Annotated in this window: 11 protein-coding genes; 9 read left to right on the top strand and 2 right to left on the bottom strand. The window is 70.3% G+C overall.

Annotated features, from left to right (window positions below):
• Positions 1 to 35 precede the first annotated feature (35 nt).
• Positions 36 to 1,487: a cation:dicarboxylate symporter family transporter gene (locus OHB13_RS26375; protein WP_266852890.1), complete on the bottom strand. Its 1,452-nt coding sequence runs from the start codon at positions 1,485 to 1,487 to the stop codon at positions 36 to 38.
• Positions 1,488 to 1,582: 95 nt separating this feature from the next.
• On the opposite strand from OHB13_RS26375, the gene OHB13_RS26370 reads away from it, so the two are divergent.
• From OHB13_RS26370 to OHB13_RS26345, 6 genes are all read left to right on the top strand, one after another.
• A complete protein-coding gene (locus OHB13_RS26370) occupies positions 1,583 to 3,160 on the top strand; it encodes a sensor histidine kinase (RefSeq protein ID WP_328378707.1) in 1,578 nt (525 codons plus the stop codon).
• A gap of 55 nt (positions 3,161 to 3,215) precedes the next feature.
• On the top strand, positions 3,216 to 3,890 hold the full coding sequence (locus OHB13_RS26365; RefSeq protein ID WP_266852894.1) for a response regulator: 675 nt from the start codon (positions 3,216 to 3,218) through the stop codon (positions 3,888 to 3,890).
• A gap of 161 nt (positions 3,891 to 4,051) precedes the next feature.
• Entirely contained in the window at positions 4,052 to 5,419 is a 1,368-nt protein-coding gene (locus tag OHB13_RS26360) for an extracellular solute-binding protein (RefSeq protein WP_328378706.1), read from the top strand.
• Positions 5,416 to 6,369, top strand: a complete 954-nt coding sequence (locus tag OHB13_RS26355; protein ID WP_328378705.1) for a carbohydrate ABC transporter permease — start codon at positions 5,416 to 5,418, stop codon at positions 6,367 to 6,369. The genes OHB13_RS26360 and OHB13_RS26355 overlap by 4 nt, the downstream gene beginning before the upstream one ends.
• Positions 6,369 to 7,214: a carbohydrate ABC transporter permease gene (locus OHB13_RS26350; RefSeq protein ID WP_266852900.1), complete on the top strand. Its 846-nt coding sequence runs from the start codon at positions 6,369 to 6,371 to the stop codon at positions 7,212 to 7,214. The genes OHB13_RS26355 and OHB13_RS26350 overlap by 1 nt, the downstream gene beginning before the upstream one ends.
• A gap of 108 nt (positions 7,215 to 7,322) precedes the next feature.
• Positions 7,323 to 7,997 carry a helix-turn-helix domain-containing protein gene (locus OHB13_RS26345; RefSeq protein ID WP_328378704.1) on the top strand — a complete coding sequence of 225 codons (675 nt, stop codon included), beginning with the start codon at positions 7,323 to 7,325 and terminating at the stop codon, positions 7,995 to 7,997.
• Positions 7,998 to 8,031: 34 nt separating this feature from the next.
• Here the strand turns inward: OHB13_RS26345 and OHB13_RS26340 are convergent, their stop codons facing one another.
• Entirely contained in the window at positions 8,032 to 9,057 is a 1,026-nt protein-coding gene (locus OHB13_RS26340) for an ATP-dependent 6-phosphofructokinase (RefSeq protein ID WP_266852903.1), read from the bottom strand.
• Between the two features lie 243 nt (positions 9,058 to 9,300).
• Between OHB13_RS26340 and pta the strand changes: the two genes are divergently transcribed.
• The 3 genes from pta to pyk all read left to right on the top strand — a co-directional run bounded on the left by pta (position 9,301) and on the right by pyk (position 14,117).
• Entirely contained in the window at positions 9,301 to 11,400 is a 2,100-nt protein-coding gene (gene pta / locus OHB13_RS26335) for a phosphate acetyltransferase (protein WP_328378703.1), read from the top strand.
• Positions 11,397 to 12,602 carry an acetate kinase gene (locus tag OHB13_RS26330; protein ID WP_328378702.1) on the top strand — a complete coding sequence of 402 codons (1,206 nt, stop codon included), beginning with the start codon at positions 11,397 to 11,399 and terminating at the stop codon, positions 12,600 to 12,602. Before pta ends, OHB13_RS26330 begins: the two co-directional genes overlap by 4 nt.
• Positions 12,603 to 12,683: 81 nt before the next feature.
• Complete coding sequence (pyk, locus tag OHB13_RS26325) at positions 12,684 to 14,117, top strand: pyruvate kinase (protein ID WP_266852908.1); 1,434 nt, start codon at positions 12,684 to 12,686, stop codon at positions 14,115 to 14,117.
• Positions 14,118 to 14,171 lie beyond the last annotated feature (54 nt).

The following is a 14,171-nucleotide window of genomic DNA, read 5'->3' as shown; positions in this document are numbered from 1 at the left end:
GTGACGAACCGGCCCAGGCTGTCAGCGCCTGACTGTCAGCTCCTGGCCGCCGGCTCCTTGCCGCCGTCCCGGGACGGCGGCACATCCTGCTGTTCCCGGGGCCCGGCGGCCTCGCCGTCCGCAGCACCCTCCGGCCGGTCGTCCATCAGCGTCGCCTCGTCGAACGGCAACCGGCCGGCCAGCACCTCCACCGCCCGTGCCTTGTCGATCTCCTTCGTCCAGGTGCCCACCAGCACCGTCGCGACCGCGTTCCCGGCGAAGTTCGTCATCGCCCTCGCCTCACTCATGAAGCGGTCGATGCCGACGATCAGGCCGACCCCGTCGACCAGGTCGGGGCGGTGCGACTGGAGACCTCCGGCGAGCGTGGCGAGGCCCGCGCCGGTGACGCCCGCCGCGCCCTTCGACGCGACGATCATGAAGAGCAGGAGCGAGATCTGCTCGCCGCCGCTCAGCGGCTTGTCCATCGCGTTGGCGACGAAGAGGGCCGACATCGTCAGATAGATCGCGGTGCCGTCGAGGTTGAAGGAGTACCCGGTCGGGACCGTGATCCCGGCGACCGGCCTGCTCACGCCCAGATGTTCCATCTTCGCGATCAGCCGCGCCAGCGCCGACTCCGACGACGAGGTCGAGAGGATCAGCAGGAACTCGCGGCCCAGGTACTTCAGCAGCATGAAGATGTTCATGCCCGCGATCAGCCGCAGCAGCGCGCCGAGCACGACGAAGACGAAGAGCGCGCAGGTCAGATAGAAGCCGATCATGATGACGGCCAGTGACTTCAGCGCGTCCACGCCGGTCTCGCCGACCACCGCGGCCATCGCGCCGAACGCGCCCACCGGGGCCGCCCACATGATCATGGCGAGGATCCGGAACACCAGCCGCTGGATGTGCTCGATACCGCGCAGCACCGGCCGCCCCGCCGGGCCGATCGCCTGGAGCGCGAACCCGCAGAGCAGTGCGATCAGCAGTGTCTGAAGGACCTGGCCCTCGGTGAAGGCGGAGATCATCGTCGTCGGGATGATCCCGAGGAGGAAGTCCGCGGTGGAATCCCCTCCGCCGGTGGCCTGCGCGGCGCCCGCGTGCCGCACCGCCTCGGTCAGATGCAGCCCGGAGCCCGGCTCCAGTACGTTCCCGACGACGAGGCCGATGGCGAGCGCCACCGTCGACATCACCAGGAAGTAGCCGAGTGCGAGACCGCCGACCGCGCCGACCTTGGCCGCCTTGCGGACCGAGCCGACCCCCAGCACGATCGTGCAGAAGATGATCGGCGAGATCATCATCTTGATGAGATTCACGAACCCGGTGCCCAGCGGCTTGAGTTCGACGGCGACCCCGGGTGCGGCGAAGCCGACCACGATGCCGAGCACCACAGCGGCGATCACCGCGAGATACAGATAGTGCGTACGGTCCCGCTTCTCTGCGGACACGCTTGCCTCCTCGTGCAGGTCCGGTCCACGTCCGGTCCACGTCCGATCCACATCCCTGACCATCCCGGTGGATCCCCGCGACTCTCCAACAGCCTGTGACCGCGGTCACCCTTACGTGCATTTCGTTCACGCATTTCGCAGCGTGCAGACTGTCGGCCATGCGCATACGCACCCCCCGGCCCCGCAGCCTGGCCGGCCAGCTCTTCGCGATGCAGGTCGTGCTGGTCGCGGTGATCGTGGCCGGGTGCGCGGTGTTCAGCTATGTGTCGGACCAGCGCCAGGCCCAGGCGGCCGCCCGGCGCCAGGCCACCGCTGCCGCGACCGCCGTGGCGCTCTCCCCCTCCGTGCGCCGGGCGACCGTCTCCGACGACCCGTCGGCGGTGCTCCAGCCGTACGCCGAGCAGGTGCGCCGCTCCACGGGGGTGGCCTTCGTGACGATCATGGACGTGCACGGGATCCGCTGGACGCACCCCGACCCGGCCCGGATCGGTGAGCACTACCTCGGCCACACCGCGGAGGCGCTGCACGGCAGGACGTACGCCGAGACGTACACCGGCACACTCGGCCCGTCCGCCCGGGTCGTCACCCCGGTCCGGGCCGACGGCAGCGCGCACGGCAGGGTCACGGGACTGGTCAGCGCGGGCATCACCGTGGACCGGATCGACGCGCAGCTCCAGGCGCAGGTGAGTGTGCTGCTCTGGTTCGCGGGGGTGGCCCTCGCGCTGGGCGGCATCGGCACGTACGTCATCAACGCGCGGCTGCGCCGGCACACGCACGGGATGAACCCGGCCGAGCTGAGCCGGATGCACGACTACCACCAGGCCACCCTGCACGCCGTACGGGAGGGGCTGCTGATGCTGGACAGCGGCCGCCGTATCGCGCTCATCAACGACGGCGGCCGGGAACTGCTGGGGCTCGGCGACGACGTGGTGGGCCGCAGCGCCGCCGATCTGGGGCTGCCCGCCCCTCTCACCGGGCTGCTGCTCGCCGACGGGCCCCGGGTGGACGAGGTACATCTGACCGCCGACCGGGTCGTGGTCGTCAACAGCCGCCCGGTCTCGTCGGGCGAGCACCGGGGCACGGTGGTCACCCTGCGCGACCGCACCGAGCTCCAGGCGCTCGCCGGCGAGCTGGACTCGGAGCGCGGTTTCACCCAGGCGCTGCGCGCGCAGGCCCATGAGGCCGCCAACCGGCTGCACACCGTCGTCTCCCTGATCGAGCTGGGGCGGGCCGCGGAGGCGGTGGAATTCGCCACCGGGGAGCTGGAACTGGCGCAGACCCTCACGGACCGGGTGGTGGGCGCCGTGGACGAACCGGTGCTGGCCGCGCTGCTGCTCGGCAAGGCGGCGCAGGCCAACGAGCGCGGGGTCGAACTGGTGCTGGCCGATGACAGTGTCCTGGACGACGGACTGCTGCCCGCCCGCGACCTGGTCACGATCCTCGGCAACCTCATCGACAACGCGGTCGACGCCGCCCAGGGCAGCGAGGGCGCCCGGGTCACCGTGACGGTGCGCGCGGCGGACGGCGAGCTGCTGATCCGGGTCCGCGACACCGGTCCTGGCGTCGCCCCGGGCGACGACGTCTTCCGGCTCGGCTGGTCGACGAAGAGCACCGGCCGGGGCCTCGGCCTGGCCCTGGTCAGGCAGACCGTCCAGCGGAGCGGGGGTACGGTCACGGCGGCGGGCCCGGAGTTCGTCGTCCGGCTGCCGGTCCGACAGGAGGTGACCCCGGCGTGATCAGGGTGCATGAGGTGACCCCGGGTGGGGACAGGGTGCATGGGGTGACCCCGGCGTGATCAGGGTGCTGGTGGTCGAGGACGACCCGGTCGCGGCGGACGCGCACGAGCTGTACGTGGGCCGGGTGCCCGGGTTCACCGTGACCGGAAAGGCCCACTCCAGGGCGGAGGCCGTGCGGATCCTGGACCGCACCCCCGTCGACCTGCTGCTGCTCGACCTGCATCTGCCCGACGGCCACGGCCTCCAGCTGGTCCGGTCGCTGCGCACCGCGGGGCACAGCGCCGACGTCATCGCGGTGACCTCGGCGCGCGATCTCGCCGTCGTACGGGAGGGGGTCTCACTCGGTGTCGTGCAGTACGTGCTGAAGCCGTTCACCTTCGCCACCCTGCGGGACCGCCTGGTGCGGTACGCCGACTTCCGGGGGGCCGCGGCGGGCGAGGCAAGCGGCCAGGAGGAGGTGGACCGGGCGCTCGCCACCCTGCGTACGCCCGAACCGGCCTCGCTCCCCAAGGGGTTGAGCGCGCCGACGCTGGAGGCGGTGACCCGCACACTGCGGGCGGCGGCCGGCGGGGCCACGGCCACCGCGACCGGGGAGGCGGTCGGTATCTCGCGGATCACCGCGCGCCGCTATCTGGAGCATCTGGTGACGACCGGCCGGGCCGTGCGCCGCCCGCAGTACGGGCAGATCGGGCGCCCGGAACTCCAGTACCGCTGGCTGAGCCGGCCGTAGCGGCGCGTACCGGCTTTCCGCACGGCCCGGCGGCCGGCGGGACGGGCGGCCGGGGCACCTCAACAACGTTGTCATGCACAGGCATTGACCTTGAATTGCGGGCCGCCATACCTTCGCCGGGCAGCCGCTGACAGCGGTTCGCGCCAGAGGAGGTCGTGCCCGTGCGCCCCACCGCCCCGCTCATCCTCGCCGCCGCAGCCACCGTCATCGCCGCGGGATCGCTCACCGCCTGCGGCAGTGGTTCCGGCAGCGATCCGGACACCGTCAAGGTCGCCTACAACCGGAACACGGACAACAACGTCCGCTTCAAGGACCAGTTCCTGGATTCCATGAAGAAGCAGTTCGAGAAGGCACACCCCGGCAAGAAGATCGAACTCGTCCCCATCCAGGCGCCGGACGACGACTACGCGACCAAGGTCCAGCAGATGATGCGCTCCCCCAGGACGGCGCCCGACCTGGTCTACGAGGACACGTTCCGGATCAACTCCGACATCAAGGCCGGGTATCTGCGTCCGCTGGACGACTATCTGGCGAAGTGGCCGGCCTGGAGCCATTTCGTGGACACCGCGAAGTCGGCGGCGAAGGCCGGGGACGGGAAGACGTACGGCGTCCCGGACGGCACGGACACCCGCGGGCTCTGGTTCAACAAGAAGCTGTTCGCCAAGGCGGGGCTGCCCGCCGACTGGCATCCGAAGAGCTGGGCGGATGTGCTGGACGCCGCCCGCACCATCAAGAAGAAGCTCCCGGGCGTCATCCCGCTGAACGTCTACACCGGCAAGGCGCCCGGCGAGGTCGCGGTGATGCAGGGCTTCGAGATGCTGCTGTACGGGACCGGCGCCGACCCGCTCTACGACCCGGCGGCGAAGAAGTGGGTCGCCGGGGGCAAGGGCTTCAAGGACGCGCTCAACTTCGTACACACGGTGTACGGCGAGAAGCTGGGCCCCGACCCGTCGGACGCCCTCGACGCCAACATCAACACGACGGTGGGTACCGAGTTGCTGCCCGAGGGCAAACTCGCCATCGATCTGGACGGGTCCTGGCTCGGACAGCTCTGGCTCGGCAACGGCACCAAGAAGTGGCCGGAGTGGAGCACCACGCTCGGGCAGGCTCCGATGCCCACCCAGCGCGGGCAGGCACCCGGCGAGGTCTCGATGTCCGGCGGGTGGACCTGGGCGATCCCGCAGAAGTCCAAGAACGCCGCGCTCGCCTGGGAGTTCATCCAGCAGATGCAGCAGAAGGAGAACGCCGTCCGGTGGGACATCGCCGACGCGCAGATCGCGGTGCGCGACGACGTGGCGGCGGATCCGAAGTATCTGAACTCCATGCCGGGCATCAAGTTCTTCACCTCCCTGGTGAAGAACACCCACTACCGGCCCGCGCTGCCCGTCTATCCGCAGGTGTCGTCCGCGATCGGCGAGGCCCTGGAGTCGGTGACCACCGGTGACTCCACTCCGGCCGGTGCGGCGAAGTCGTACGACGACCAGCTGAAGTCGGTCACCGGCGGCGCGGTCGTCGACAGGACCGGATGAGCACCGCGAGCCGGACGGGCACCGCGCCCGGCACCGTCACGGGCGCCGGGACGGGTACTGGGGCGGGCCCTGGGACCGGCAGTGGGACGGGAGTGCGGCGGCAGCCGGTCCGCTGGCTGCCGCTGGCCCCCGCCACGCTTCTGCTGCTGCTCTTCCTGGCGGGGCCCATCTGTTACTGCGTCTACATCGCCTTCACCGACATGCAGCTCACCGGCTCGTCCCACACGGACTTCGTGGGGCTGGCCAACTTCCGGCGGGCGCTCTCCGACGCGCGGTTCCGTAACGCCGTGTGGCTCACCCTGGTCTTCACCTTCGTCTCGTCGGTCGTCGGCCAGAACACGCTGGGGCTGGCGCTGGCCGGTCTGATGCGCCGCGCCTCCCGTCCGCTCCGCACGCTGACGGGTGCCCTGGTCATCACGGCCTGGGTGCTGCCGGAGATCGTCGCGGCCTTTCTGCTGTACGCGTTCTTCCGCCGCGAGGGCACGCTCAACGCGGTGCTGGGCTGGCTCCATCTCCCGGGCCAGAACTGGCTGTTCACCCTGCCGATCCTCGCCGTGTCGTTCGCCAACGTCTGGCGCGGCACCGCTTTCTCGATGCTCATCTACTCGGCGGCGCTCGCGGAGATCCCCGAGGAGATCACCGAGGCCGCCGAGGTGGACGGCGCGAGCGGCTGGCGGGCGGTGTGGCACATCACGCTGCCGATGATCCGGCGTTCGATCGGCACCAATCTGATGCTCAACACCCTGCAGACCCTCTCGGTGTTCGGACTGATCTGGGCGATGACCCGCGGCGGCCCCGGCGACCGGAGCCAGACGCTGCCGGTCTTCATGTACGACGAGGCGTTCAACAAGAGCCTCATCGGCTACGGCACCGCGGTGGCGCTGCTGCTGCTCCTGGTGGGGTCGCTCTTCTCGGTCGTCTATCTCCGGCTGATGAAGGTGGAGGTCTGATGCCCCCGGTGCACACGGTGCTGTCCCGCCGCACCCGGCGCAGGCTGGCAGCGGACGCGGCGCTGCTCGTGGTGGCCGCCGCGTTCGTACTGCCGCTGGCCTGGCTGGTGCTGGCCTCGTTCGACGACGGGGCGAACCTGCGGGTACGGGTGCCGGCGTCGCCCACCCTGGACAACTTCTCGGCGGTCCTCACCGACGAGATCACCTTCACGCCGATGCTCAACAGCCTGGTGCTCTGCGGCAGCGCGACGGTGCTGACGGTGGTCTGCGCGGTCCTCGCGGCGTACCCGCTCTCCCGCTACCGCTCCCGGTTCAACCGGCCGTATCTGCTCACGATCCTCTTCTCGACCTGTCTGCCGATCACCGCGGTCATGGTCCCGGTGTACGGACTCTTCGTCCAGGTCAATCTGATCGACACGGTGTACGGCACCGCCCTCTTCCTCGCCACATCCCAACTCCCCTTCGCCATCTGGCTCATGAAGAACTTCATGGACGGTGTCCCGAAGGTGCTGGAGGAGGCGGCCTGGACGGACGGGGCGTCCATGGCACAGACTCTGCGGCGGGTGGTGCTGCCGCTGATGGGGCCGGGGGCGACGGTCGTGATGATCTACACGTTCATCATGCTCTGGGGGAACTTCTTCGTCCCGTTCATGCTGCTGCTCAGCCCGGACCAGCTGCCCGCGTCCGTCACGATCTTTACGCTCTTCGGCAACTACGGATCAGTGGCCTACGGTCAGCTGGCGGCCTTCTCGATCCTCTACTCCACGCCCGTTCTGGTGCTGTACATCCTGATCTCACGGCGGCTGGGCGGCGGCTTCGCGCTGGGAGGGGCGGTCAAGGGGTGAGCCCGGGGGGAGGCGAGACGGAGATGGCCTCCCGTACTTTTCTCCACATATCAAGACTGTGTGAACAACCCGTATTCGCGGGACCACACTTGCCCTTACCGTGTGCCCGTGCACCAGACCCCGCCCTTCGATGCTCCCGCCGCACGTCGCCTCCGCGAGGCGCTGGGCATGGCACCCGGCCACGTCGCCTACGGGCTCCGCGCCCAGTACGGACTGCTCGTCACGCCGGATGTGGTGGCCGCCTGGGAACGCGGCCTCCAGTCACCGACCGCACGGGAACTGACGGCGCTCGCCGGGGTGCTGTGGTGCTCCCCCGGTGACCTGCTGATGGAGGCGGTCACCCTGCGCGAGCACCGGCTGGCCCGCGGGATGGCGCCGGAGGACGTCGCCCAGCAGGTCGGCATGGACACCGGGGCGTATCTCAAGGTCGAGGAGTCGGGCCGCTGGCGGGGCAACGAACGCCAGTCGGCCGCGCTCGCCGATGCCCTGTCGCTGACCCCGGCGGCGTTCCTGACCGCGACGGGCCGCGACGGCGAGCTGGCCGGGATCCTGAGCAGCGCGGTAACGACCCGCTGGCAGGCCCACGTCAAAGCCACGGCCAAGCTCGTGCCGCTGCCCCGCACCGAGCTGGAGCGGGTGCTGGAACAGCTGCACTCCGACTACCAGGCGCTGATGGTGGCGACCCTCAACTGGGGGTCCACGGAGTCGGCCGGCACGGGCGACGCGGGGCAGGCGTTCCTGGACGCGATCGTGGTGCGGTTCTGGGAGCTCGCCGGGGACTGAACAGGGGACTGGACAGGGGGCTGGACAAAGGGCCCTAGAAGACCGACTCCGCCTCGTACATCCGGCTCTCGTCGACCGTCTTCAGATGGGTCACCGCGTCCGCCAGCGGCACCATCGCGATGTCCGTGCCGCGCAGCGCCGTCATGTTGCCGAAGTCTCCGCGGTGCACCGCTTCCACCGCGTGCCAGCCGAAGCGCGTCGCCAGGACGCGGTCGTACGCGGTGGGGGTGCCGCCGCGCTGGACATGGCCGAGGATGACCGGCCTGGCCTCCTTGCCGAGCCGGGTCTCCAGTTCGACGGCGAGACGAGTGCCGATACCGGCGAAGCGCTCGTGTCCGAACTGGTCGATGACGCCCTTCTCGTACGGCATGGAGCCCTCCGCCGGGTGTGCGCCCTCGGCGACGCAGATGACCGCGAACCGCTTCCTGCGGGAGAAGCGCTCCTCGACCATCTTCACCAGGTCGTCGACCTCGAAGCGGCGCTCCGGCAGGCAGATGCCGTGGGCGCCGCCCGCCATGCCGGACTCCAGGGCGATCCAGCCCGCGTGCCGGCCCATGACCTCGACGACCATCACGCGCTGGTGCGACTCGGCGGTGGTCTTCAGCCGGTCGATCGCCTCGGTCGCGACACCGACGGCCGTGTCGAAGCCGAAGGTGCGGTCGGTGCCCGAGATGTCGTTGTCGATGGTCTTGGGGACGCCCACCACGGGCATCCCGGCGTCGGAGAGCATCCGAGCCGCGGTGAGGGTGCCCTCGCCGCCGATCGGGATGAGCGCGTCGATGCTGTACCGCTCGGTCAGCTCGGCGCAGTTCTCGGCGGCCTCGCGCAGCCGGTCGCGCTCCAGGCGGGCGGAGCCGAGGATGGTGCCGCCGCGGGCGAGGATGCCGCTGACCGCGTTGAGGTCGAGGGGGCGGTAGTGGCCGTCCAGCAGGCCCTTGAAGCCGTCCTCGAAGCCGATGACTTCGTCGTTGTGCCCGGCCACGGCACGGTGCACGACCGACCGGATGACGGCATTGAGACCGGGGCAGTCGCCGCCCGCGGTGAGGACTCCGATGCGCATCGTGCTGATTCTCCTGCTCCTAGTGGTACCTGCGAGCCGTGCCGATTCTTCCACGGCCGCTCGCCGTGGGGTCGTCGCGGCCGTCCCGTACGCAGGCGTGGACAGGCGGCCTAGCCAGCCCCGAGGGTACTGTCAAGAGGGCGCGCGGGGCCCCGGCGAGCGCCCCCCGGGTCCCGGCGGCGCTGTCCGGGAGGCCCGGAAACACCAGCACGAGGCACATGAGGCAGAGGACGGAGAACACGCGTGACGCGCAGCGTGTACGTGACCGGGATCGACCGCGGCGACGGCCGCCAGGTCGTCGAGCTGGGGGTCATGGAACTCCTCACCCGCCAGGTGGACCGGGTCGGGATCTTCCGGCCGCTGGTGCACGACGGTCCTGACCGGATGTTCGAGCTGCTGCGGTCCCGCTACCGGCTGAGCCAGGACCCGGCGTCGGTGTACGGCATGGACTACCACGAGGCATCCGCCCTCCAGGCCGAGCAGGGCACCGACGAGCTGGTCTCGCACCTGGTCGGCCGCTTCCACGAGGTGGCGCGCGGGTACGAGGTGGTGCTCGTCCTCGGCACCGACTTCGCGGCCACCCAGCTCCCCGACGAGCTGGCCCTGAACGCCCGGCTGGCGAACGAGTTCGGTGCGTCCGTGATCGCCGTCGTCGGCGGCAAGGGGCAGCCGCCCGAGTCCGTACGCTCCGAGACCCGCAACGCCTACCGCGCGTACGAGGCGCTGGGCTGCGACGTCATCACCATGGCGGTGAACCGGGTGGCCCCGGGCGACCGCGCCGAGCTGGCCGCACAGCTGGCCACGCAGCTTCCGGTGCCGTGCTCGGTGCTGCCCGACGAGCCGGCGCTGGCCGCGCCGACGGTCGCCCAGATCAGCCACGCGCTGGGCGGCACCGTCCTGCTCGGCGACGAGGCGGGGCTGGCCAGGGACGCGCTGGACTTCGTGTTCGGCGGGGCCATGCTGCCGAACCTGCTGAACGCGCTGACGCCCGGTTGCCTGGTCGTCACCCCCGGCGACCGGTCGGACCTGGTGGTCGGCTCGCTCGCCGCGCACAGCGCGGGCACCCCGCCGATCGCCGGTGTGCTCCTGACGCTGGACGAGCGTCCCGGTGAGGCGATCCTCAAGCTGGCCGGGCGGCTGGCGCCCGGCACCCCGGTGGTCGCCGTGACGGGCGGTTCGTTCCCGACCGCGGGTGAGCTGTTCGCCCTGGAGGGCCGGATGGACGCGGCGACCCCGCGCAAGGCGGAGACCGCGCTCGGCCTCTTCGAGCGCCATGTGGACACCGCGGAGCTGCTCGACCGGCTCTCGGTGGCCCGCAGCGGCCGGGTCACCCCGATGATGTTCGAGCACGAGCTGCTGGAGACCGCGCGGGCCGACCGCCGCCGGGTGGTGCTGCCCGAGGGCACCGAGGAACGGGTGCTGCGCGCCGCCGACATCCTGCTGCGCCGCGGGGTCTGCGACCTGACGCTGCTCGGTGATCCGGAGACCGTCCGCAAGAAGGCGGCCGACCTGGGCATCGACGTATCGCTCGCCGATGTCACCGACCCGGTGACATCGGAGCTTCGCCAGCGGTTCGCCGAGGTGTACGCGAAGCTCCGCGCGCACAAGGGCGTCACGGTCGAGCTGGCCTACGACGTGGTCGCCGACGCCTCGTACTTCGGCACGCTGATGGTCCAGGAGGGCCTGGCCGACGGCATGGTCTCGGGCGCGGTGCACTCGACGGCCGCCACGATCCGCCCCGCCTTCGAGATCATCAAGACGAAGCCGGACGCGTCGATCGTCTCGTCGGTGTTCTTCATGTGCCTCGCCGACAAGGTGCTCGCGTACGGCGACTGCGCGGTCAACCCCGACCCGGACGACCGGCAGCTGGCGGACATCGCGATCCAGGCGGCGGCGACCGCCGCGCAGTTCGGTGTGGAGCCGCGCATCGCGATGCTCTCGTACTCGACCGGCACCTCGGGCTCGGGCGCGGACGTCGACAAGGTGCGCCGGGCCACCGAGCTGGTCCGGGCGGCCCGGCCGGATCTGCTGATCGAGGGGCCCATCCAGTACGACGCGGCGGTCGAGCCGTCCGTGGCCGCCACCAAACTGCCCGGGTCGCCGGTCGCGGGACAGGCCAGCGTACTGATCTTCCCCGACCTCAACACCGGCAACAACACCTACAAGGCCGTGCAGCGCTCGGCCGGCGCCGTGGCGGTGGGCCCGGTGCTCCAGGGGCTGCGCAAGCCCGTCAACGACCTGTCGCGCGGCGCGCTCGTCGAGGACATCGTCAACACCGTCGCGATCACCGCGATCCAGGCTCAGGGCGAGGGCCGGAGCCGGGCCCAGGAGGGATCCGCATGACCGCCACCCGTGTTCTCGTTCTCAACTCCGGCTCCTCGTCGCTGAAGTACCAGCTGCTGGACATGGCGGACGGCAGCAAGCTGGCGACGGGGCTGGTCGAGCGGATCGGCGAGGCGGCCTCGCGCTGTATGCACACGCTCCTCGCGCACGGCGGCTCCACCCGTGAGCAGAGCGGCCATATCGCCGACCACGCCGCGGCGCTGAAGGCCGTCGCGGCCGAGCTGGACGCCGACGGGCTCGGTCTGGACTCCCCCGAGCTGGCGGCGATCGGCCACCGGGTGGTGCACGGCGGGCTGCGGTTCACCGCTCCGACCGTCGTGGACGACGCGGTGCTCCAGGAGATCGAGCGCCTGGTGCCGGTCGCCCCGCTGCACAACCCCGCGAACATCATCGGCATCCGCACCGCCCGCGAGCTGCGCCCCGACCTTCCCCAAGTGGCCGTGTTCGACACCGCGTTCCACACGACGATGCCGGAGTCCGCGGCCCGGTACGCCATCGACGTGGAGACCGCGGACGCCCACCGCATCCGCCGGTACGGCTTCCACGGCACCTCCCATGCGTACGTCTCGCGGAAGACCGCCGCGCTGCTGGGCCGGACACCCGACGAGGTCAACGTCATCGTGCTGCACCTCGGCAACGGGGCGTCGGCGTCCGCGGTGGCAGGCGGGGTCTGTGTGGACACCTCCATGGGGCTGACGCCGCTGGAGGGCCTGGTGATGGGGACGCGTTCCGGTGACATCGATCCGGCCGTGATCTTCCATCTCACCCGGGTGGCCGGAATGTCCGTGGACGAGATCGACGCGCTGCTCAACAAGAAAAGCGGTCTGGTCGGGCTCTGCGGGGACAATGACATGCGGGAGATCGTCCGCCGGATGGACGAGGGCGACCGGCGGGCGGAACTCGCATTCGCCATCTACATACACCGGCTGAAGAAGTACATAGGGGCTTATACCGCGGTACTCGGCCGGGTGGACGCGGTGGCATTCACCGCGGGCGTCGGCGAGAACTCGGCTCCGGTGCGCGCGGCCGCCGTCGCGGGGCTCGACGGGCTGGGTCTCGCGGTCGACGCCGGGCTCAATGCCGTGCGTTCCGACAAAGCCCGGCTGATTTCTCCGGAGGGTTCCCGGGTGGCTGTGGCCGTGGTTCCGACGGACGAGGAACGTGAAATCGCGCAGCAGGTATACGCCTTGGTGAATGACTGACACCTGAGCACCCTGCCGCCCATTTGTACTTTCCGCCAGACGGAATATTCCGTTGCGAAACAAACCGATAGGATCCGCCTCATGCGCCGTTCCAAAATCGTCTGCACACTGGGCCCAGCCGTCGACTCCTATGAGCAGCTGAAAACGCTCATCGAGGCCGGCATGAATGTGGCCCGTCTGAATATGAGCCACGGGTCCCACGCGGAGCACGAGGAGCGGTACCACCGCGTCCGCAAGGCTTCCCAGGACACCGGCCGCGCCGTGGGGGTACTCGCCGACCTCCAGGGCCCCAAGATCCGCCTGGAGACCTTCGCCGAGGGCCCCGTCGAGCTGGTACGCGGTGACGAGTTCACCATCACCGCCGACGACGTCGCGGGTGACAAGACCATCTGCGGCACCACCTACAAGGGCCTGCCCGGCGATGTCGTCAAGGGCGACCCGATCCTGATCAACGACGGCAACGTCGAGCTCAAGGTCGTCGAGGTCGAGGGCCCCGAGGTCAGGACCATCGTCATCGAGGGCGGTGTCATCTCCGACCACAAGGGCATCAACCTGCCCGGCGCAGCGGTGAACGTCCCGGCCCTGTCCGAGAAGGACATCGACGACCTGCGGTTCGCGCTGCGGATGGGCTGCGACCTGGTCGCGCTCTCCTTCGTGCGGGACGCGAGCGACGTCATCGACGTGCACAAGATCATGGACGAGGAGGGCCGCCGGGTCCCCGTCATCGCCAAGGTCGAGAAGCCGCAGGCGGTCGCCCACATGGAGGGTGTCGTCGCGGCCTTCGACGGGGTCATGGTCGCCCGTGGCGACCTGGCCGTCGAGTACCCGCTCGAAAAGGTCCCGATGGTGCAGAAGCGCCTCATCGAGCTCTGCCGCCGCAACGCCAAGCCGGTGATCGTCGCGACCCAGATGATGGAGTCGATGATCACCAACTCGCGCCCGACGCGCGCCGAGGCGTCCGACGTCGCCAACGCCATCCTCGACGGCGCCGACGCGGTCATGCTCTCCGCGGAGTCGAGCGTGGGCGCGTACCCGGTCGAGACCGTCAAGACGATGTCGAAGATCGTGGTCGCCGCCGAGGAGGAGCTGCTCTCCAAGGGCCTCCAGCCGCTGGTGCCCGGCAAGAAGCCGCGTACCCAGGGCGGTTCGGTGGCCCGTGCGGCCTGCGAGATCGCGGACTTCCTGGACGCGAAGGCGCTGGTCGCCTTCACCCAGTCCGGCGACACGGCCCGCCGCCTCTCCCGCTACCGCACCTGCCAGCCGATCCTGGCCTTCACCACGGACGAGGCGACCCGCAGCCAGCTCGCGCTGAGCTGGGGCGTCGAGGCGTACGTGGTCCCGCACGTGGACAACACCGACGCGATGGTCGAGCTGGTCGACGCCGAGCTGCTGAAGCTCAAGCGCTACAGCGACGGCGACCGCATGATCATCACCGCGGGCTCGCCCCCCGGCGTCCCCGGCACCACCAACATGGTCCGGGTGCACCACCTGGGCGGCGAGGACACCCAGAGCTGACCCCCCGCTCCGTACGGCTGTGGCCCGCACCCCCTCACCGGGGTCGCGGGCCAC

This window comes from Streptomyces sp. NBC_00440 (assembly GCF_036014215.1).
Taxonomy (GTDB): domain Bacteria; phylum Actinomycetota; class Actinomycetes; order Streptomycetales; family Streptomycetaceae; genus Streptomyces.
Note: the sequence above shows the minus strand (reverse complement) of the source record. Positions and strands in the feature narration are given on the sequence as shown.